This window comes from Caballeronia glebae (assembly GCF_001545035.1).
GTDB lineage: Bacteria > Pseudomonadota > Gammaproteobacteria > Burkholderiales > Burkholderiaceae > Caballeronia > Caballeronia glebae.
In genome coordinates, this window is record NZ_FCOJ02000072.1 from 14,996 (window position 1) to 34,381 (window position 19,386).

Genomic DNA, 19,386 nt, shown 5'->3' on the forward strand with positions numbered 1-19,386 from the left:
GCGAAGGCGCCGTTCTGCCCGATTCGGCCCGGGCGGACGGCATAATGCGAATCCCGTTTCTTCTTCGCCACGCCGCAATGAGCCTGCATCTCTGGTGGCTGTTCGTCGCCACTGTCTTCGTCGTATCCGCGATTCCCGGTCCTAACATGCTGCTCGTCATGACGCACGGCGCGCGGCATGGCATCAGGCGTTCGACGGCCACCATGGCCGGCTGTCTGACGGCGCTCGTCATCATGTTGTCGGTGTCGGCGGCGGGCCTGGGCGTGTTTCTCGACGCGTGGCCGCGCCTCTTCGACACGCTGCGTCTGGCCGGCGCGGCATATCTCGTCTGGCTCGGCGTGAAAAGCTGGCGCGCGAAAGCGGCCGCGGTCGACGTCCGCGACGAAACCGGCGGCGCGCATTCTTTCAAACGCTCCACGCTCTTTCGCAACGGCTTTCTCGTCGCGAGCAGCAATCCGAAGGCGATCCTTTTCGCGGCGGCGCTTCTGCCGCAGTTCATCGACGCAAGCCGGCCGGTGCTGCCGCAATTCGCGCTGCTCGTGTCGACGTTCGCAGTCATCGAGGTGAGCTGGTACGCCGTGTACGCGGGACTCGGCGCGCGCATCGGCGACAAGCTGAAAAGCGCGAGCGTCGCGCAGGCGTTCAACCGGCTGACGGGCGGCGTGTTCGTCGGCTTCGGCGCGATGATGGCGCTCGTGCGCCACTGACGCTGCCAAACGTCTGCATGAACGGGTGCGGGAGTTGCTTCTGGTTTGCAGTGCTTCATTCGCTTTCGAACATACATGCGCGGATCGCGGGCGCATAGTCGCGCCGTCACGCTCGTCCAATTCGCGGCGAAACGAGAAGAACTAGCTAAAAAAGGGAGGCGCCTCATGCATCTGACTGGCCGACGCGCCGCGCTGAGTTCGCTTCTGCCGCTTTGCTTCGCGGTGCTGGCGACGACTTGCGCACGCGCCGACGACACGCCAAACCCGTGCGATACGCTCAAGCGGATCGTGTCCCCCGCGCCGAATTTTTCATCGCTTTCGGCATTCGACGGCCGCGCGATCGCGCTGCCCTACGGCGACGACGCGAAGTGCGCCGCATCGCAGACCAACTATCGATGCACGTGGACGCCGCGCAGCGGCTCCAGCGCCGACGCGCTGCAGGGCGTCGCGGCGGATATCGCATCGTGCCTGCCCGACGCGACGCACGACCAGAATTCGCCCGCGCGCCAGCATTTCTATCTGGGCGCACGCGGCGCGCGCACCGAGATCACGGCGGCGCAGGCGGGATCGAACACGCTGAAACTCGAAATTTACGGTTCCCGGTGAGGCCATTGTGAGCAAGCGCATCCTCATAGCCGATGACGACGACGATGCGCTCGCCGGCCTCGCGAATCTGCTGACCGGCATGGGCTACGAAGTCGCGCTCGCGGGAGACGGCGCACAAGCCGTCGAAGTCGCCGTGCAGTTCGACCCGGAAGTGGTGATCCTCGATCTCGGCATGCCGCTCGTCGATGGGCTTTCGGCGGCGCGCCAATTGCGCAAGATGCCCAACGGCCACGCGCTGATGCTCGTCGCGCTGACCGGCTGGGGCCAGCCGCAGCATCGGGAAATGACGCTCGCAGCCGGTTTCGACGTGCATCTCGTCAAACCGATTTCCGCGGATCAGCTTCAGTTCATCCTGTCGATGTTGCAACCCTGATTTCCATCGACTTGTCATGTGTCAGCGTGCCGCAACCCCCAATGTTGCGACGCACCAATATTCTTGATATATTTACTCCGTCTCCTCCATGTCTCCACTGATATGGATTCAGCCCGCCAGCTTTGGCGGGCTTTTTTTCGTCCCTGCGTCGCGATATTGCGGCGCGACGACAAAAGCAAAAAGGCCGATCCGCCTCGCGGCGAATCGGCCTTTTCGAATACGGATGTAGCGCGATCAGCCGGCGAGACCCGCGTCCTCGTTCGCGCCAATCGCCAGATTCATGCACTGGATCGCCGCGCCCGATGCGCCCTTGCCCAGATTGTCGAGGCGCGCGACGGTCACGAAACGCTCGTCGTTACCGAAAACGAAAATATCGACGCGATTCGTTTCATTGCACGCCTGGACATCGAAGAAGCCGGCGTCGAGATTGCTCTCGGCGTCGAAGGGCATGACGCGTATGAACGGCTCGTTGCCGTAGTACTCGGCCAGCATGTCGCGCAGGTCCTGCGGCTTCGCCTGGCGCGTGAGCTGGTCGGGCGAGAAATACGTCGTCACGGCGAGGCCCTTCAGGAACGGGCCGACGATCGGAGTGAAGATCGGCGCGCGCTTCAGACCCGTGCGCACCGACATTTCCGGCAGATGCTTGTGCGTCAGACCGAGCGCGTAAGGGCGCGGACTCATGAGCTTTTCGTCGCCGCCCGCTTCGTACTCCGCGATCATCTTTTTGCCGCCGCCGCTGTAGCCGGTGATCGAGTAGGCGTGGGCGTTGAAATCGGCGGGCACGAGGCCGCCCGCGACGAGCGGCTGCACCGACAGGACGAACGCGGACGCGTGGCAGCCCGGCACCGCGATGCGCTTGGACGTGCGCAGGCGCTCACGCTGCGCGCGCGAAAGCTCCGGCAGACCATACGCCCAGTCGTCCTGCGTGCGGAACGCCGTGCTGGCATCGATCATCACGGTGCGTGTGTTGTCGCGGTCGACGAGCGAAACCGATTCGCGCGACGCGACATCCGGCAGACACAGGAACGTCACATCCGACGCGTTGATGAGCCGGCGGCGCTCCTCCACGTCCTTGCGCTTCGCGTCCTCGATGCGCAACACCTCGATGTCACGCCTCTGCGACAGATATTCGAAAATCTTCAGGCCGGTGGTGCCTTCCTGTCCGTCGACAAATACTTTCGTGGTCATCTCGATCTCGCTGGTTCATGCGGGCGCTTGCCGCAAAACCGACATTTTAGTGCGATTCCGAGGCGGGTTGATGTCCGTCATTTTGTACGCCGGCCCGTGCGCCGATCCAGCGCGCCGTCACGGCCGCGATGCGCGCGCCGAAAACCTTCGCCGTTTCCAGATCGCCGGCTGGCGGCGCCTCTTCCGGCGAGGCATCCGCGGGCGATTGCGTGAGCAGTCCCGTGAAGCCTCCGACGAAATTCAGGTCGTTGCGCGTGGCCGCCTTCGTGTTCGACGGCATCATGCCCGTGCCGACCCAGATCATCCCGTGCTGCATTGCCAGCGTCACGAAATACGAGATGGTCAGGAATTTGTCGCCATTCATGTGCGCCGAATTCGTGAAACCGGCCGCGATCTTGTCCTTCCATTTCTGCGCGAACCACGGCTTCGAGCTTGCGTCGGCGAACTTCTTGAAGTCGGCGGACGGCCCGCCCATGTACGTCGGCGCGCCGAAAACGATGGCATCGGCCGCTTCGAGTTCAGCCCAGGCGGATTCGTCGAGTTCGCCTACGGCGATGAGCTTCACGTTCGCGCCGGCGTCGGTTGCGCCGCCGAGCACGGCTTCCGCGACCTTCTTCGTGTGGCCGTAGCCGCTGTGATAAACGATGATGATGTTCGGCATGGTTTCCCCGAGTCGGTCCGTGCGCCGCGGCCCACGCCGAGGGCGTGCCTTGCGGACGGTTCGGGCCAGTCTAGCAAAGACTATTTTTGACCGACCGGCGCGACCGCACGGTTCTCGGCGTCAATCTAGCGGCCGTATGTGAAGGTGAGCTGGGCGCTCGCGATCGTCATCGTGCGGATCTCGTGCTCGAACATCAGCGCGGGCGTGCCTTGACGCAGCCGCAGATCGGCGCTATTGAGCGCGTATACGGTCACGACGTAGCGATGCGGTTTGCCGGGCGGCGGGCAGGGGCCGCCGTAGCCGTCGGTGTCCCAGTCGTTGCGCGCCTCGATCGCGCCCATCTTGCGCAACGCGCCCGAGGCGCTCGCATTGTTCGACAGGCGATCCGTGCCGACGGGAATGCCGGCGACCGCCCAGTGCCACCAGCCGCGCCCGGGCGCATCGGGATCGAAGACGGTCACGGCGAAGCTGCGCGCGTTCGCGGGCGCGCCGTGCCAGGAAATCTGCGGTGAGCGGTTGCCGCCCTTGCACTCGGACTGGTCGAAAAGCAGATCGCGCCCGATGGTCTTGCCGGGCGCGAGATCCGTGCTGGTCACGGTGAAGGCGGGATCGGCCGCGGCCGCGCGCGAAATGGCGAAAACCGCTGCCGCTAGGGCGATGAACAGTACTGATACGACATGGCCAGTCGAACTCACGCGTCGGGCGGTGAGGCGCATGGGCTGAACTCCTGTTCAGTATCATCGCGCGTTATAGCAGCGTTTCGCTGGCCGCAACGATGTTTTTTGTCTCAGTGATGCGCTTCCTGCCAGCTTGCAGTTTAACATTGCAACAAAGCATTAAAGCTTGGAATCCTTGAGACTTAACCGATGGCGCATTTCGTGCTGATCGGTTTTGACATAGTGTAAGCAGCGCCGTGACGGCGACACGACTCCCGACTCGATTGAACAAAGAAATGAGCAATTCGATGCAGATTCGCGCGGCAACAAAATCGACCGATATACAGGAGATGTAAATGAGCCAGCGAATACAAGTCGTTATCGCCGACGATCATCCGGTGATCCTGTTTGGCGCGACGCAAGCGCTGAACAAATTCCCGGAGGTCGACGTGGTCGGGCAGGCGCGCCAGTCCACCGAACTCGTCCAGTTGCTACAGAAATTGCCCTGCGATGTCCTCGTCACTGATCTCGCCATGCCCGGCGGCTCTTACGGCGACGGCATGCCCTTGCTCGGTTATATCGGGCGGCAGTTCCCGCGGGTGAAACTCGTCGTGCTGACAATGCTCGAAAATCCGGCCTTGCTGAAACGTTTGCGCGAAGTCGGCGTGATGGCGATCATCAACAAGGCCGACGACATGAACCACATCGGCTGGGCGATCCAGCATGTGATGCGCGGGCAGGAGTACCTCGGGCCGTCGGTGAAGGCGGCGCTCGACAGCATGGGCCTTGGCGCCAACGGGCAGCAGCGCAGCGTGATCCTGTCCAAGCGCGAACTGGAGGTGGTGCGCCTGTTTGTCTCCGGCATGACAATCACCGAGATTGCGGCTCAATTGCGGCGCAGCATCAAGACAATCAGCACGCAAAAGAACACGGCGATGCGAAAACTCGGCATCGAACGCGATTCAGAATTGTTTCAATATGCGCAAAGCAATGGATTAATGAATCTCTCGGCGTATTCGGGCGACGGCTCGCTCGACGATTCGCTACGCAATCCGAATTCGCTGTAGATTATTTCGCTTGCCGAATTAAATGTATGAGCAACCTATTTTCTGCAACCGCGAATTGTGACCACTGAAAGTAGGGCTTTGCGAAAATGTAACTGGACTCGAAATAGGCCCACCGGAAATCGGTTGCCGAATTCGAGCATAAAGCGTAAATCTGGTCGCTCGTCGCGGCGCGTTGGTGCCCAGCGCGTCGCGGGCTTGGCAGATCGCCTGGGCATCGGCGAGGTCGGTCTTGCTGCCGTCCACGAATAACTTACAAATCGCGGCGCGATCAGACGCGTTTGATGGCCGAACGAAAGACGGCCTTCCGAAAAATGAAATGGCCCGATCAGCGTAAGCCGATCGGGCCATTTCGGTCGGGCTGACCATCTCATGAAAGCCGCTGACTTCAAATCAGCGGCTTTCGCATTTATTGCGGAGCGGAGGTTGCGCCGCCGTGCGCCGCCGACCATTCCGCCGGCGCGTGCAGGAATTTCTCGACTTCATCGAGCGTCTTCGTCTCGAAATAGCCCTGTTCCTTCGCGACGCGCAGCACGTCCCACCACGTGGCGAGCGCGTGCAGATCGACGTCGATGTCCTTCAGCACCGAAACGCTCTCCTTGAAGATGTTGTAGTGGAAGAGCACGAAGCAGTGATTCACGGTCGCGCCGGCAGTGCGCAGCGCGTTGATGAAATTGATCTTGCTGCGGCTGTCGGTGGTCAGATCCTCGACCAGCAGCACGCGCTGCCCTTCGGTCAGCAAACCTTCGATCTGCGCATTGCGGCCGAAACCCTTGGGCTTCTTGCGCACGTATTGCATCGGCACCATCAGGCGATCGGCGATCCATGCCGCGAACGGGATGCCCGCGGTCTCGCCGCCGGCGACCGCGTCGATCTGCTCGTAGCCGACGTCGCGCAGAATGGTTGCTTCGGCCATCTCCATGAGGCCGCGGCGCACGCGCGGGTAGGAAATCAGCTTGCGGCAGTCGATATACACCGGGCTCGCCCAGCCGGACGTGAAGATGTACGGTTTTTCCGCGTTGAAGTGCACCGCCTGCACTTCGAGCAACATCTTGGCGGTGGTGTCGGAGATCGTCTGGCGATCGAAGCCTGTCATGGGCGAATCCTTGGACTTGATATGGCGCTTGGAAAAGCGGGGAGGCGGCCGCGAGGGCCTTGGCGCATGGTTCGACGCGGAAAGAGCCGTCTTTCGACGGGCTTTTAGACGTTTCCTGCGCGCGCAGCCCGCCATTTTACCCGACGACGCGTGTCGGGGCGAATTGTTTGCGGTTGTGAAGCCGTGGCGCTCACGCGTAAACTCGCGGCGCTGCTGCGTAACTTCACTTCGCTCGATGACATCCGTTCCCTCTACAGACAATTCCAACGTCGCGCCCACCCGCCACGCGCGGCAGGCGCTCATCGCGTCCGTTCTCGGCTACGCGATGGATGGCTTCGATCTGCTGATCCTCGGGTTCATGCTGCCCGCGATCGCCGCCGATCTGCATCTCACGCCCGCGCAATCCGGCGCGCTCGTCACCTGGACGCTCGCCGGCGCGGTCGCGGGCGGCGTCGTGTTCGGCATGCTGTCCGATTACTTCGGCCGCGTGCGCATGCTGACCTGGACGATTCTCCTGTTCGCCGTTTTCACCGGCCTGTGCGCGCTCGCGCAGGGCTATGGCGACCTGCTGATCTATCGCACCGTCGCCGGGATCGGGCTGGGCGGGGAGTTCGGCATCGGCATGGCGCTCGTCGCGGAGGCGTGGCCCGCGCGGTTGCGGGCGCGCGTGTCGTCGTATGTGGGGATCGGCTGGCAACTGGGCGTGCTCGCCGCCGCCCTCATCACGCCGATGCTTCTGCCCGTGATCGGCTGGCGCGGCATGTTCGCGGTCGGGCTGTTGCCGGCGGTGGCGTCGTTTTTCGTGCGGCGGCATGTGGAAGAGCCGGCGCTCTTCACCGAACGCCGCGCGGCCGCGAAAGCCGATGCCGCCCGCAAGCTGCCGCTCAAGCGTCTTTTCGACGATGCCCGCACCGCGCGCGCGAGCCTCGGCGTGATCATCCTGTGCTCGGTGCAGAACTTCGGCTACTACGGGTTGATGATCTGGCTGCCGAGCTACCTTTCGAAGACGTTCGGCTACTCGCTCACGAAATCGGGTCTCTGGACCGCTGCCACCGTGCTCGGGATGGCGTTCGGCATCTGGCTGTTCGGGCTCGCGGCGGACCGCTTCGGGCGCAAGCCGGCGTTTCTCGTCTATCAGATCGGCGCGGTCGCGATGGTCTTCGTCTATTCCAATCTGACGAGCCCGTCGGCGCTTCTGATCGGCGGCGCGGTGATGGGCGTGTTCGTGAACGGCATGCTCGGCGGCTACGGCGCGCTGATTTCCGAGATCTACCCGACCGAAGCGCGCGCGACCGCGCAGAACGTGCTGTTCAACATCGGGCGCGCGGTGGGCGGTCTGGGGCCGGTCGCGGTCGGCGCGCTGGCGGCGCGTTACTCGTTCGCGGTCGCGCTCGGATTCCTCGCGTCGATTTATCTGCTCGATGTCGTCGCGACGCTCTTTCTCATCCCCGAGAAACGCGGCGCGGAGCTCGACTGAACGCGGAGTCATCGGACGAGATTGCGCTGAAACGTTGCATCGCGTCATTTCAAGTGCGCGGTGTACACTGAACGTCCCAAAAAACCAAAGGCTCCGTCCGCTCGCCTCATCCGTGCGAGCGGCACGCTGCGTCTATCCGACGTACCGAGCCGTGAAAACTGGTCCATCGATTCACATTCCCGCATTCATTGCAGCACGGTCGACGGCGGTGTGAACCCTGTTCAAATAATTCCCAAACGTCTCAGGTCAATCATGGACGAACAACTCAAGCAAAGCGCCCTCGCGTATCACCAGAATCCGCGCCCCGGCAAGATTTCGGTTACTCCGACCAAGCCGCTTTCCAACCAGCTCGACCTCTCGCTCGCGTATTCGCCGGGCGTTGCGGCCGCGTGCATGGCGATCTACGACGAGCCGCTCGACGCGCAGAAGTACACGTCGCGCGCGAACCTCGTCGGCGTCGTGACGAACGGCACGGCCGTGCTGGGCCTCGGCAACATCGGCCCGCTCGCGGCCAAGCCGGTGATGGAAGGCAAAGGGTGTCTCTTCAAGAAGTTCGCGGGCATCGATGTGTTCGACATCGAGTTGGCCGAAACCGATCCGGACAAGCTCGTCGATGCAATCGCGATGCTCGAACCCACGCTCGGCGGCATCAACCTGGAAGACATCAAGGCGCCGGAATGCTTCTATATCGAGAAGAAGCTGCGCGAGCGCATGAAGATTCCCGTTTTCCATGACGATCAGCACGGTACGGCGATCATCGCTTCGGCGGCGATTCTCAACGGCCTGAAAGTGGTCGGCAAGAAGCTGGACGAAATAAAGCTCGTGTGCTCCGGCGCGGGCGCGGCGGCGATCGCGTGTCTGGATCTGCTCGTGCACCTGGGTTTGAAGAAGTCGAACACGCTCGTAGTCGACTCGAAAGGCGTGATCTACGAAGGCCGCGGCAATCTCGATGCATCGAAGGAGCGTTATCAGGCGAGCACCGACGCGCGCACGCTCGCCGATGCGATGCACGGTTCCGACGTGTTCCTCGGCTGTTCGAGCGCGGGCGTGCTGAAGGCCGAAATGGTTCAGACGATGGGCGACAAGCCGCTGATTCTTGCGCTCGCGAATCCGGAGCCGGAAATCCGCCCGGAAGAAGCGAAGCGCGTGCGTCCGGACTGTATCGTCGCGACGGGCCGTTCGGACTATCCGAACCAAGTCAACAACGTGCTGTGCTTCCCGTTCATTTTTCGCGGCGCGCTGGACGTCGGCGCGACGACCATCACCGAAGAGATGAAGCTCGCGTGCGTGCGCGCGATCGCGGAACTCGCCGAGGAAACCGATCAGGGCGATGAAGTCGCGAAGGCGTACGAAGGCCATTCGCTCGAATTCGGTCCGGAGTATCTGATTCCGAAGCCGTTCGATCCGCGTCTGATCATCAAGATCGCGCCGGCCGTCGCTCAAGCCGCGATGGACTCGGGTGTCGCGACCCGTCCGATCAAGGACATGGACGCGTATCGCGAGACGCTCGGCGCGACGGTGTATCGCACGGGCATGGTGATGCGCCCGGTGTTCGCGGCGGCGAAGGCAGCGCCCGCGCGCATCGCGTTCGCGGAAGGCGAGGACGAGCGCGTGCTGCGCGCCGCGCAGTTCGTGCTGCTGGAGAAGATCGCGAAGCCGATCATCATCGGGCGGCCGGCTGTCGTCGAGATGCGTCTCAAGAAAATGGGTTCGAAGCTGAAGCCGGGCGTCGATTTCGAGATCGTGAATCCGGAAGACGATCCGCGTTATCAGAAGAGCTGGCAGGCGTATCACGAGATCGCCGCGCGTCAGGGCGTGACGCCCGAAAGCGCGAAGGCCGCGCTGCGCAAGTTCAACACGCTCATCGGCGCGATTCTGGTTCACACGGGCGATGCGGACGGCATGATCTGCGGTCTCATCGACACGTATCAGGATCATCTGAAGTTCATCGATCAGGTGCTCGGCAAGGCCGAAGGCGCGAACAACTTCGCGGCGATGAACCTGCTGATGTTGCAGGGGCGCAATCTGTTCATCAGCGACACGTACGTCAACGAGACGCCGACGGCCGAACAACTCGCCGACATGACGATTCTCGCGGCGCGCGAGATCGAGCGGTTCGGCGTTCAGCCGAAGGTCGCGCTGCTGTCGAATTCGAACTTCGGCAGCGTGCCGAGCGCATCGGCCAATCGGATGGCGGAAGCGCGCAAACTGATCGCCCAGCGCGCGCCGGATCTCGAAATCGATGGTGAAATGCATGGCGACGCGGCTTTGTCGGAAGCGGTGCGCAAGTCGGCGTTCCCGGGCACGACGCTGCATGGCGAGGCGAATCTGCTGATCATGCCGAATGTGGAAGCGGCGAATATCACGTACAACCTGCTCAAGATGGTGAGCGGCGAGGGCGTGACGGTTGGGCCGTTCCTGCTCGGTGCTGCGAAACCCGTGCATATTCTGACGCCGGCGGCGACCGTGCGGCGGATCATCAATATGACGGCGGTCGCGAGCGCGAATGCGCGTGTGGCGAAGTAAGGTTCATTGCTGAAGGCAGAGCGGCGATCCGGGGGACTGGATCGCCGTTTTTATTTTGGCGCGGCTTCCTTGGGTTCGTCCGGCATGGCTTCGTGGAGATGACCGACTTCCTCGGCGTCGAAACTCACGCTGAGGCCACCGTCCGAAGCCGGGCAACGGGACAGCAACGCAAGCAGTTCTGCTTTCAACCCGTCACCGCGTCCGGCAACGAGCGAATGAAACGAGATTAGCGGCAGCATGGCGAGCCTCCGTCGGGCGATGAATGATTCCATCGGACGTTCAGGCTAACGTGATCGCCGAACCGGTACAGTCCGCTTCTTGCTGTTTCATCGTCACCGTGTGGCGCATGAAAAAAGGCGATCCGCCTTCGCGAATCGCCTTTCGAAGATCAAGCGTGGATGGTTTAAGCCACCTGGCGCTTTTCCCCGCCTTCGTTATTCCGCCACTGCGCGAGCAGCTTTTCCCACTTCACCTTCGCGGCCCTCACGTTGTTTTCCTTGATGTGCCCATAACCGCGCATCGAATCCGGAAGACTCGCCAGTTCGATCGCGAGCGGCAACTTCTGCGCCGTGAGCCCGCCGATCACTTCCCGCACCAGCGCCTCATACTCGTCGATCAACGCGCGCTCCATCTTCCGCTCTTCCGTGCGGCCGAACGGATCGAGCGCCGTTCCGCGCAGGAACTTGAAGCGAGCGAGAACGCGCATCGCCGACATCATCCACGGGCCGTATTGCTTCTTCACCAGACGCCCATGCGCGTCTTTCTTCGAAAGCGAAGGCGGCGCGAGATGAACCTTGATCTTCCAGTCGCCTTCGAAGCTGTTCTTCACTTTGTCGAGGAAAACCGGATCGGCATATAAGCGCGCGACTTCGTACTCGTCCTTGTAGGCCATCAGCTTGTGAAGATTCTTCGCGACGGCTTCGGTGAGCGAATAATCACTGTTTCCAAGTTCAGCTTCCTTCGCGCGCACTTCCGCGACCAGCCGCCCATACCGCGCCGAGTAAGCCGTGTTCTGGTATCTCGCGAGATAGTCGAGCCGCTTGTCGATGAGCGAATCGAGCGCCTTCGGCGTATGCAGCGCGATGATCTTGCCCGGAGCCGCATCCGGGGCGCCGTGCGCCAGCCGCGTAACCGACGAGAGATCGTGCGCCGCGCGCCGTCCCCATTCGAACGCCGCGAGATTCTTCTCGACCTGTACCGCGTTCAACTCGATCGCGCGCACCAGCGATTCATGCTGCAGCGGCACCCAGCCCTTCTGCCACGCGAACCCGAGCACGAACGGATTCGTGTAGATCGCATCGCCCATCAGCGCGACGGCGAAGCGGTTCGCATCGACGAGCGCGACATGCTCGCCCGCCGCCGCGCGGATATCCGCCTCCGCGCTCGCGCCCGGAAAGCTCCAGTTCGGGTTCTTGATGAACTCGGCGGTCGGCGTCGGCGCGCTGTTCACGACGACGCGCGTGTGATCCGGCTGCATCCGCGAGCCGCATTCGTTGCTCGCGGTGACGATCGCATCGCAGCCGATGACGAGATCCGCCTCGCCCATCGCGATGCGCGTCGCGTGGATATCGGTCGGGCGGTTCGCGATCTGCACGTGGCTCATCACGGCGCCGCCCTTTTGCGCGAGACCGGTGACGTCGAGCACGGTGACGCCTTTCTGCTCCAGATGCGCCGCCATGCCGAGCAGCGCGCCGATCGTCACGACGCCCGTTCCGCCGACGCCCGTCACCAGCACGCCATACGGCCGTCCGATCTCCGGCAGTTCCGGCGCGGGCACGGGAGACATGGCGTCGTCGGAAACGCTCGTCGCCTTCGGTTTCTTCAACTGGCCGCCTTCTACCGTGACGAAGCTCGGGCAGAAGCCGTTCAGGCACGAGTAGTCCTTGTTGCAGGTCGACTGGTTGATCTGCCGTTTCGTGCCGTACTCGGTTTCCAGCGGCTCGACCGACAGGCAATTCGACTTCACCGAGCAATCGCCGCAACCTTCGCACACCGCCTCGTTGATGACGACGCGCTTCGCCGGATCGGGAAACGCGCCGCGCTTGCGACGCCGGCGCTTTTCGGTGGCGCAGGTCTGGTCGTAGATCAGGATCGACGTGCCCGGAATTTCGCGCAACTGACGCTGAATGTCGTCGAGTTCATCGCGATGATGCACGTCGATGCCCGGCGCAAGTCCGACGCTCGGCGTGTATTTCTCCGGCTCATCCGTGACGATGACGATCTTCGCCGCGCCTTCCGCCGCGAGCTGATGCGTGATCTGCGGCACGGTCAGCACGCCGTCGACGGGCTGGCCGCCGGTCATCGCAACGGCATCGTTGTAAAGAATCTTGTAGGTGATGTTCACCTTCGCCGCGATCGCCGCGCGGATCGCGAGCAAGCCCGAGTGGAAGTACGTGCCGTCGCCGAGATTCGCGAACACGTGCTTGTCGTTCGAGAACGGCGCCTGGCCGACCCACGCGACGCCTTCGCCGCCCATCTGGCTGAACGTGCTCGTGTTGCGGTCCATCCAGACCGTCATGTAGTGGCAGCCGATGCCCGCCATCGCGCGCGAGCCTTCCGGCACGTTCGTCGACGTGTTGTGCGGACAGCCCGAGCAGAACCACGGCTTGCGCTCCGCCTCGACGCGCGGCCGCGCGAGCGACTTCTCCTTCGCGTCGATTACGGCGAGACGCGCGGCGATGCGCGCGCGCACGTCGGCCGGCAGGTCGAACTTTTCGAGGCGCGTGGCGATGGCCTTCGCGATGATCGCCGGCGACAGCTCGTAGTGCGCGGGCAAGAGCCAGTTGCCCATCGGCACGGACCATTCGCCGCCCGCGCCGTCTTTCTCGTCGAACTTGCCGTAGACGCGCGGACGTTGCGCATCCGGCCAGTTGTACAACTCTTCCTTGATCGCGTATTCGAGGATCTGACGCTTCTCTTCGACGACCAGAATCTCTTCCAGCCCGCGCGCGAATTCGTGCGCGCCTTGCGCTTCGAGCGGCCACACGCAGCCGACCTTGTAGAGACGGATGCCCATTTGCGAGCACGTCGCGTCGTCGAGGCCGAGATCGGTCAGCGCCTGACGCACGTCGAGGTACGCCTTGCCGCCGGTCATGATGCCGAAACGCGCGTGCGGCGAATCGATCTCCACGCGATCCAGCTTGTTCGCGCGCACGTAGGCGAGCGCGGCGTACCACTTGTAGTCGAGCAGACGCGCTTCCTGCACGAGCGGCGGGTCCGGCCAGCGGATGTTCAGGCCGCCCTCGGGCATCGCGAAATCGGTCGGAATCACGATTTTCGTGCGATGCGGATCGATATCCACCGAAGCCGACGACTCGACGACGTCGGTCACGCATTTCATCGCGACCCACAGGCCGGAGTAGCGCGACATCGCCCAGCCGTGCAGCCCGAAATCGAGATATTCCTGCACGTTCGACGGAAACAGCACCGGCAGGCCGCACGCCTTGAAGACGTGCTCCGACTGATGCGCGAGCGTCGATGATTTCGCGGCGTGATCGTCGCCGGCGAGCACCAGAACGCCGCCGTGCGCAGCGGACCCGGCGGAGTTGCCGTGCTTGAAGACATCGCCCGAACGATCGACGCCCGGGCCTTTGCCGTACCACATCGAGAACACGCCGTCGTATTTGGCGCTCGGGTACAGGTTGACTTGCTGCGAGCCCCACACGGCTGTGGCGGCGAGATCTTCGTTCACGCCCGGCTGAAACACGACCTGATGCCCGGCGAGATGCTTCTTCGCCTTCCAGAGAGACTGGTCGAGACCACCGAGGGGAGAACCGCGATAACCGGAGATGAATCCGGCGGTGTTGAGACCGGCGGCCTTGTCGCGCTCTTGCTGGAGCATCGGCAGGCGCACCAGAGCCTGGATGCCGCTCATGTAAGCGCGGCCGCGTTCGAGCGTGTATTTGTCGTCGAGCGTGACGGACTTCAACGCGGCTTCTAGAGAAGCTCTTTGTTCTGCGTCTAGCGGGGCGTTCATTATGTGTCTTCCTCCACCCGAGGTTTGGGATCACCAAAGCATGTTTCGGGCCGTCGCGTCTTGTGAACGGTCGAGCCGGGATTCCAGTTTGCCGGTCTCAGGGTTTTGGAGACAGTGGGGCAAACCCGTTAAAAATTCCTCACTTAGCTTCGCTTTGCGTCAAATCCTTAGCGAATTGACCGCCATCACGAAGGTTTTGTTACTGCATGTAAATCCGACCGATCTGCAGGAACCCTCGCGCTCAACGCTGTCTAAAATGGCGCTCTCGGAAATCCCGCGCCGCTTTTTTGGGCGCGTTTTTGACTTCCGGAAGTGAGTAGTACGCAAGCAGTTAGAAGGAGATAACGATGAAACAACGCCACATTCAAAATTTCTTGATGGTGTCGACAGCCTTTTTCGCCATCAGCGCGCCGGTGGGCGGCGCACGGGCGAATAATGCCTCGCCGTTCGGGGCGTCGTCGGTTGCACAGGTCGAGCAAGTGCGCGTTCAATCGGTTCAGGCTGGCGCTCAGAAGCGCCGTGAATCCGACAGCAGCGACGACGAGATGGCGGGCTGACCCGCTCATTGCGCTCCGCGTGGACAAGCGGATCGCCGGAATGAACAAAGGGACATCGACCTTCGCGGTCCATGTCCCTTTTTTAAGCGTGCTTGCTCTGACGAATCAGCCCGCGGTTGTGTCCTTCAGCACGCCGCGGCGCATCTGGTCCAGTTCGATCGATTCGAACAGCGCCTTGAAGTTGCCTTCACCGAAGCCCTGATTGCCCTTGCGCTGGATGATCTCGAAGAAGATCGGCCCGATCTGGTTCTCCGTGAAAATCTGCAACAGGACTTCATCCTTGGTGCCGTCGATCAGGATCTTGCGCTTCTTCAATTCCGCGACCGTTTCGCAATGACCCGGCACGCGACGGTCGACGAGTTCGTAATACGTCTCGATGGTGTCGAGCAGCGCGATGTTCGCGCCGCGCAGACCGTCGACCGTCTTGTAGATGTCGCCCGTGCCGAGCGCGATGTGCTGAATGCCTTCGCCGTGGTAAGCGTCGAGATATTCCTGAATCTGGCCGGCGTTCTCCGAGCCTTCCTCGTTGATCGGAATGCGGATTTTGCCGCACGGCGAGGTCATCGCTTTCGACTTCACCGCCGTCACCTTTCCTTCGATGTCGAAGTAGCGCGCCTCGCGGAAGTTGAAGAGCCGCTCGTAGAACTCCGCCCATTCGACCATGCGGCCGCGGTGGACGTTGTGCGTGAGGTGATCGATATAGGTGAGGCCGTGGCCGGCCGGATTCTGCTGCGCGCCCGGAATCGGTACGAAGTCGACGTCGTAAATGCTGATATCGCCGATGCTGCCCGGTTGCGCGCCGTTCTTGCCGCGCCAGCGGTCGACGAAATAAATCAGGGAATCGCCGATGCCCTTGATCGCCGGAATGTTCAGCTCCATCGGGCCGGTCTTGTTGTCGAAGCCCCAGGCGCCGAGGTCGAGCGCGCGCTTGTACGCTTTGGCGGCATCGGCGACGCGAAATGCGATCGCGCAAATCGACGGCCCGTGCTGACGCGCGAAGCGCTGCGCGAAGGAATCCGGCTCTGCGTTCACGATGAAGTTGATTTCGCCCTGCCGATACAGCGTCACATCTTTATGACGATGCTTCGCGATCGCGGTGAAGCCCATCTGTTCGAACAGTTTGCCGAGCGCGACTGGATCGGGCGCGGTGTACTCGATGAACTCGAAGCCGTCGGTGCCGACGGGATTTTCCCAGGTCGTTGCGGTCATGCATGTCTCCTAATTGGCGGCGGCGCGTGTGCGCGACGTGGAGACAGTTTAGTCAGATGGCGCTGGCAAAAACTTGCGAAACAAATCGCGCGTTCATAGAATTGCGCACGATGCTGCCAATCGAGCGCAATTCGGAGCTATGAAATGGCTGAGCCAGAGCTGGACACGATAGACCGCCGCATCCTCGCGATTCTTCAGGAAAATGGCCGGCTGTCGAATCAGGAGATCGCGGATCGTGTGAATCTGTCGCCGAGTCCGTGCTTGCGGCGCATTCGTCGGCTGGAGGAAACCGGCGTGATTCGCGGCTACGTCGCATTGCTCGACGCAAAAAAGCTCGGGCTCGGTCTGCTGGCTTATATCAACGTGCGTCTGGAAAAGCGCGGCGGCACGCAGGCTGCGCCGGGCACACCAAAGGCGCCGACGCACGGCGACCTCTTTCGTGAGGCGGTGCGTTCATGGCCGGAAGTCGTCGCCTGCGATGCGATGACTGGTGAGATGGACTTTCTCTTGCGCGTGCAGGTGCGCGACATGGACGACTTTTCGCGCTTTGTGCAGGACGAATTGCTGCACCATCCATCGGTGATCGATGTGCGATCGAGCTTCTCGCTGGAGCGCATCAAGGAGACGACCGTTCTGCCGCTGCACTAAAACGACGAAGGGCGGTCGATGCCGCCCTTGTTGGTCCAGCTCGCAGCGCGAACCCCGCGCTGTTCTTGAAGAAGGTTACGCGGCGTCGGCCGTCGGCATGAACGCCTGAAAAACCTGCGTCGCGCGCTGCGTCTGGCGCTTGACCGCATAGTCGAACACGGCCGCCTGCTCCTGGAACATTTCGGCCACGATGCTGGTCTGGTCCGCCGGCGCGAGGGACAGATAAGCATCCGCTTCGCCGTATGAGTACTCGATCTTCATGCCCGCCTTCTTCGCGATGTGCATCATGGTCGAGTTGCGCGACAGGCAGTGAATGTAGAGCACCGACACATGCGTGTTGCGGCTGCGCATGGCGGCGCGCTCGAACATCTTCGAGCCGATACCGCGGCCACGCGCGCTTTCGAGCACCGACACGCCGAACTCGGCGGTGCGCTTGTCGCCCTCGGCCGGCAGATAGGCCAGATGGCCGACGCCGATCAATTCCAGCGCGCTGCCGAACACACCGAACACTTTGTCGTTCGCGAAGTTGAGGTTGCGCACGTAGTTCTCGATCACGTGATCCGGCACGATTTGCCCGAACCGCAAGAGGCGGTCGTCTTCGTCGAGGGCGAGAAAGTGCGTGAGGAGACGCTCGCGATCCGCCGAAGACAGCTCGCGGACGAGAACCGGCATACGCGCGTCTTTGAGCGGCTGGTCGTGCGCGACGATCTGCTCGGCAGTGCGGTTGATAGTCGGTTCCACGGTCGTTTCTCCTTCATTCGTGATGCAGAGTTGCTGCAAAGCAAAACGAAGTTTAGCCGATCCTGGAGAAATGAGTACGGGAAAACCCTTAGAACACGTTAGGGGTCACGTTCTAAACAACTGTTGAAATCGATTATATTACTTATAAATCATGTACTTAGCGCGTTTGCGTAAACACGACGTTTCACCGACCGGAGAGTCTGTTGTGCTGCAGCATTTCTAGCGAGCGCCGTTCAGTCCGTTTTCGATCATGTCGACGACCTGCTCGGCGAATTCGCTGTAGCCGAGCTTGCCGCCCGGCTTGAGCCAGGTGAACGTCCAGTTGATCATGCCGAACACCATCATGGTGAGGGCGGTCTGATTGTCCTTGGTCGCGCGCTTCGGATACGCGCGCGCGAGTTGACGCGCGAACGCGGCAACGATGTCGCGCTGACGATCGAGGACGATTTCGCGCTGCGCGTCTTCGAGATACTTCACATCGTTCAGAAGCGCGACGTGCCGGCTATGCGACGTCTCATATTCGGCGAGAAACGCGCGCACGAGCTCGGCGAACGCCTCGCGCTCGCTCAGCCCGCGCCGCTGGCTCGCGCCTTGTACTTCCGCGATGATCAGCATCAGCCGCTTGGTGTAGCGGTCGAGCAGGTCGAAGAGGATCGCTTCCTTGCTCTCGTAATAGTGATAGAGGCGGGCTTTCGACGTGCCGCTCGCGGCGGCGAGATCCGCCATCGAGGTGCTGGGGTAGCTCGTCTGCGCGAATTTCGCGGCGGCGAGTTCGAGGATTTGTTCGCGTTGCGTCTCGTGATCGGGCGCTTTGGTACGGGCCATGTGTTCGAAGAATGCCTTCTTATAGGTATGAATTCAGCGGCGCAGCTCGGCCTGACCGATTTCGGACGGCGTGCCGCGGATTTTAAGGCGTCCCGCCGTCACGAGTTCGCGGCAGCGCCAGAATGCGATGGAGTCGGAGAGCATGAAATCGAAGCGCTGTGCCATCGCCGCGCCGGCAATCCGGGCCGCCGGTTTCCATTCGGGGCCGGCGAGGTCGAGCAGCGCTTCGTCGACGTCGATCCACGTTCCCGATATGAGCATGTTGTCGCGCAGCCGGCGCGTTTCCGCGTTGGCGTACTTCGCTTCCTGCCATTCGAGCGCGAGGCGGCTGATGCGCAGCACGGATATCGGGGCCGCGGTCGGCAGCTTCGCTAGCAGTTGCTTCGGCGAAAACATGCCGACGGCCGTCGCCCGATCGGTGCGGCCGACGCGTTGCGGATCGCTGTCGTCGGTTGCGATCGCCAAATCGTCGTGAGTGAGTTTCGCTTCGTTCAGGCGCTGCGGCGCATTGCGCAGATGAAAGGCGACGCGCCGCAAGGTGAGTTGATCAGCCGCGCTCTGACCGTGCCACACGACAATCTGACCATCGCCGCGCGCGAGGCGGTTGAACAGCGCTTGCTGCTCTTCCAGTTCGTCCTCGAAATCGATCGCACTGTTCAGCACCTGACGCCAGAACGTGGCGCGCGCGAGCACCGATTCGTCGATGTCCCTGAGCGGACCGACGGCGAGATCGTCGCGCAGCGCGATGACGCGTTCGTCGCGTTCCGCGCGCTGCAAGGCCTCGGTGAGGGACTGGGCCGCGCAATCGCCATTCGTGACGTGAATCGTGTTCATCGGTGTCGGATGCCGGAAAGACGAAAGGACCGCTCGGGTCAGCGGTCCTAGTTTACGCGAATCGAATGACAGCGGGCCGCTACTTAACGCTCGTCGAAACTCACGACCACGCGCTCGCTCACCGGATGGCACTGGCAAGTCAGTACAAAACCCTCATCGATCTCATGTTGTTCGAGCGTGTAGTTCTTCTCCATCTTCACTTCGCCTTCGAGCACTTTCGCGCGGCACGTGCAGCACACTCC

General features: G+C 62.2%; 19 protein-coding genes. 8 read left to right on the forward strand and 11 right to left on the reverse strand.

All coding sequences use genetic code 11. The features are described from left to right. The first annotated feature begins 77 nt into the window (after window positions 1–77). The 3 genes from AWB82_RS31845 (at window position 78) to AWB82_RS31855 (ending at window position 1,686) form a co-directional block, all read left to right on the forward strand. Window positions 78–707 (forward strand): LysE family translocator, encoded by a 630-nt coding sequence (locus AWB82_RS31845; RefSeq protein ID WP_096031475.1) that lies wholly within the window; start codon window positions 78–80, stop codon window positions 705–707. Window positions 708–872: 165 nt separating this feature from the next. Beyond that, a complete protein-coding gene (locus AWB82_RS31850) occupies window positions 873–1,313 on the forward strand; it encodes a hypothetical protein (protein ID WP_086973283.1) in 441 nt (146 codons plus the stop codon). Between the two features lie 7 nt (window positions 1,314–1,320). Further along, the gene (locus tag AWB82_RS31855) at window positions 1,321–1,686 is read left to right on the forward strand and encodes a response regulator (protein WP_086973284.1); all 366 of its coding nucleotides are present in this window, start codon (window positions 1,321–1,323) and stop codon (window positions 1,684–1,686) included. A 234-nt stretch (window positions 1,687–1,920) separates the two neighbouring features. Here the strand turns inward: AWB82_RS31855 and argC are convergent, their stop codons facing one another. The 3 genes from argC to AWB82_RS31870 form a co-directional block, all read right to left on the reverse strand. Then, window positions 1,921–2,874: an N-acetyl-gamma-glutamyl-phosphate reductase gene (gene argC / locus AWB82_RS31860; RefSeq protein WP_086973285.1), complete on the reverse strand. Its 954-nt coding sequence runs from the start codon at window positions 2,872–2,874 to the stop codon at window positions 1,921–1,923. A 46-nt stretch (window positions 2,875–2,920) separates the two neighbouring features. Continuing rightward, a complete protein-coding gene (locus tag AWB82_RS31865; RefSeq protein WP_086973286.1) occupies window positions 2,921–3,535 on the reverse strand; it encodes a flavodoxin family protein in 615 nt (204 codons plus the stop codon). 125 nt (window positions 3,536–3,660) lie between these two features. Then, window positions 3,661–4,251: a YbhB/YbcL family Raf kinase inhibitor-like protein gene (locus AWB82_RS31870; RefSeq protein WP_086973287.1), complete on the reverse strand. Its 591-nt coding sequence runs from the start codon at window positions 4,249–4,251 to the stop codon at window positions 3,661–3,663. Window positions 4,252–4,547: 296 nt separating this feature from the next. Here AWB82_RS31870 and AWB82_RS31875 point away from each other — a divergent pair, with 296 nt between their 5' ends. Beyond that, a complete protein-coding gene (locus tag AWB82_RS31875; RefSeq protein WP_086973288.1) occupies window positions 4,548–5,258 on the forward strand; it encodes a response regulator in 711 nt (236 codons plus the stop codon). 406 nt (window positions 5,259–5,664) lie between these two features. Here AWB82_RS31875 and AWB82_RS31880 read toward each other — a convergent pair whose 3' ends face one another. Beyond that, window positions 5,665–6,351 (reverse strand): orotate phosphoribosyltransferase, encoded by a 687-nt coding sequence (locus AWB82_RS31880; RefSeq protein WP_086973289.1) that lies wholly within the window; start codon window positions 6,349–6,351, stop codon window positions 5,665–5,667. 235 nt (window positions 6,352–6,586) lie between these two features. Between AWB82_RS31880 and AWB82_RS31885 the strand changes: the two genes are divergently transcribed. Both AWB82_RS31885 and AWB82_RS31890 read left to right on the forward strand, forming a co-directional pair. Next, window positions 6,587–7,828: an MFS transporter gene (locus AWB82_RS31885; protein ID WP_086973290.1), complete on the forward strand. Its 1,242-nt coding sequence runs from the start codon at window positions 6,587–6,589 to the stop codon at window positions 7,826–7,828. Window positions 7,829–8,080: 252 nt separating this feature from the next. Next, complete coding sequence (locus tag AWB82_RS31890; RefSeq protein ID WP_086973291.1) at window positions 8,081–10,354, forward strand: NADP-dependent malic enzyme; 2,274 nt, start codon at window positions 8,081–8,083, stop codon at window positions 10,352–10,354. A 50-nt stretch (window positions 10,355–10,404) separates the two neighbouring features. Here AWB82_RS31890 and AWB82_RS31895 read toward each other — a convergent pair whose 3' ends face one another. Together AWB82_RS31895 and AWB82_RS31900 are read right to left on the reverse strand one after the other, a co-directional pair. Further along, window positions 10,405–10,626 (reverse strand): hypothetical protein, encoded by a 222-nt coding sequence (locus AWB82_RS31895; protein WP_143756947.1) that lies wholly within the window; start codon window positions 10,624–10,626, stop codon window positions 10,405–10,407. 131 nt (window positions 10,627–10,757) lie between these two features. Next, complete coding sequence (locus AWB82_RS31900) at window positions 10,758–14,330, reverse strand: indolepyruvate ferredoxin oxidoreductase family protein (RefSeq protein ID WP_086973293.1); 3,573 nt, start codon at window positions 14,328–14,330, stop codon at window positions 10,758–10,760. A gap of 347 nt (window positions 14,331–14,677) precedes the next feature. Between AWB82_RS31900 and AWB82_RS31905 the strand changes: the two genes are divergently transcribed. Continuing rightward, the gene (locus AWB82_RS31905) at window positions 14,678–14,887 is read left to right on the forward strand and encodes a hypothetical protein (RefSeq protein ID WP_086973294.1); all 210 of its coding nucleotides are present in this window, start codon (window positions 14,678–14,680) and stop codon (window positions 14,885–14,887) included. Window positions 14,888–14,992: 105 nt separating this feature from the next. On the opposite strand, the gene hppD is transcribed toward AWB82_RS31905, so the two are convergent. After that, entirely contained in the window at window positions 14,993–16,096 is a 1,104-nt protein-coding gene (hppD, locus tag AWB82_RS31910; RefSeq protein WP_086973295.1) for a 4-hydroxyphenylpyruvate dioxygenase, read from the reverse strand. A 144-nt stretch (window positions 16,097–16,240) separates the two neighbouring features. Between hppD and AWB82_RS31915 the strand changes: the two genes are divergently transcribed. After that, the gene (locus tag AWB82_RS31915; protein WP_086973296.1) at window positions 16,241–16,744 is read left to right on the forward strand and encodes an Lrp/AsnC family transcriptional regulator; all 504 of its coding nucleotides are present in this window, start codon (window positions 16,241–16,243) and stop codon (window positions 16,742–16,744) included. 75 nt (window positions 16,745–16,819) lie between these two features. Here the strand turns inward: AWB82_RS31915 and AWB82_RS31920 are convergent, their stop codons facing one another. From AWB82_RS31920 to AWB82_RS31935, 4 genes are all read right to left on the reverse strand, one after another. Then, entirely contained in the window at window positions 16,820–17,485 is a 666-nt protein-coding gene (locus tag AWB82_RS31920) for a GNAT family N-acetyltransferase (RefSeq protein WP_086973300.1), read from the reverse strand. A gap of 219 nt (window positions 17,486–17,704) precedes the next feature. Then, the gene (locus AWB82_RS31925) at window positions 17,705–18,310 is read right to left on the reverse strand and encodes a TetR/AcrR family transcriptional regulator (protein ID WP_086973297.1); all 606 of its coding nucleotides are present in this window, start codon (window positions 18,308–18,310) and stop codon (window positions 17,705–17,707) included. A gap of 33 nt (window positions 18,311–18,343) precedes the next feature. After that, a complete protein-coding gene (locus AWB82_RS31930) occupies window positions 18,344–19,144 on the reverse strand; it encodes a DUF1835 domain-containing protein (protein WP_086973298.1) in 801 nt (266 codons plus the stop codon). Window positions 19,145–19,227: 83 nt separating this feature from the next. Then, window positions 19,228–19,386, reverse strand: a 159-nt coding sequence (locus AWB82_RS31935; protein ID WP_143756919.1) for a 2Fe-2S iron-sulfur cluster-binding protein, incomplete at its 5' end; no start/stop codon positions are given.

Excerpts from the sequence above, each read along its gene's own strand:
- AWB82_RS31875 (WP_086973288.1), top strand. The coding sequence starts at position 4,548 with ATGAGCCAGCGAATACAAGTCGTTATCGCCGACGATCATCCGGTGATC.
- AWB82_RS31915 (WP_086973296.1), top strand. The coding sequence starts at position 16,241 with ATGGCTGAGCCAGAGCTGGACACGATAGACCGCCGCATCCTCGCGATT.
- AWB82_RS31890 (WP_086973291.1), top strand. The coding sequence starts at position 8,081 with ATGGACGAACAACTCAAGCAAAGCGCCCTCGCGTATCACCAGAATCCG.
- AWB82_RS31845 (WP_096031475.1), top strand. The coding sequence starts at position 78 with ATGAGCCTGCATCTCTGGTGGCTGTTCGTCGCCACTGTCTTCGTCGTA.
- AWB82_RS31880 (WP_086973289.1), bottom strand. The coding sequence starts at position 6,351 with ATGACAGGCTTCGATCGCCAGACGATCTCCGACACCACCGCCAAGATG.
- AWB82_RS31885 (WP_086973290.1), top strand. The coding sequence starts at position 6,587 with ATGACATCCGTTCCCTCTACAGACAATTCCAACGTCGCGCCCACCCGC.
- AWB82_RS31850 (WP_086973283.1), top strand. The coding sequence starts at position 873 with ATGCATCTGACTGGCCGACGCGCCGCGCTGAGTTCGCTTCTGCCGCTT.
- AWB82_RS31925 (WP_086973297.1), bottom strand. The coding sequence starts at position 18,310 with ATGGCCCGTACCAAAGCGCCCGATCACGAGACGCAACGCGAACAAATC.
- AWB82_RS31870 (WP_086973287.1), bottom strand. The coding sequence starts at position 4,251 with ATGCGCCTCACCGCCCGACGCGTGAGTTCGACTGGCCATGTCGTATCA.
- AWB82_RS31930 (WP_086973298.1), bottom strand. The coding sequence starts at position 19,144 with ATGAACACGATTCACGTCACGAATGGCGATTGCGCGGCCCAGTCCCTC.
- AWB82_RS31900 (WP_086973293.1), bottom strand. The coding sequence starts at position 14,330 with ATGAACGCCCCGCTAGACGCAGAACAAAGAGCTTCTCTAGAAGCCGCG.
- AWB82_RS31905 (WP_086973294.1), top strand. The coding sequence starts at position 14,678 with ATGAAACAACGCCACATTCAAAATTTCTTGATGGTGTCGACAGCCTTT.
- AWB82_RS31865 (WP_086973286.1), bottom strand. The coding sequence starts at position 3,535 with ATGCCGAACATCATCATCGTTTATCACAGCGGCTACGGCCACACGAAG.
- argC (WP_086973285.1), bottom strand. The coding sequence starts at position 2,874 with ATGACCACGAAAGTATTTGTCGACGGACAGGAAGGCACCACCGGCCTG.
- AWB82_RS31895 (WP_143756947.1), bottom strand. The coding sequence starts at position 10,626 with ATGGAATCATTCATCGCCCGACGGAGGCTCGCCATGCTGCCGCTAATC.
- hppD (WP_086973295.1), bottom strand. The coding sequence starts at position 16,096 with ATGACCGCAACGACCTGGGAAAATCCCGTCGGCACCGACGGCTTCGAG.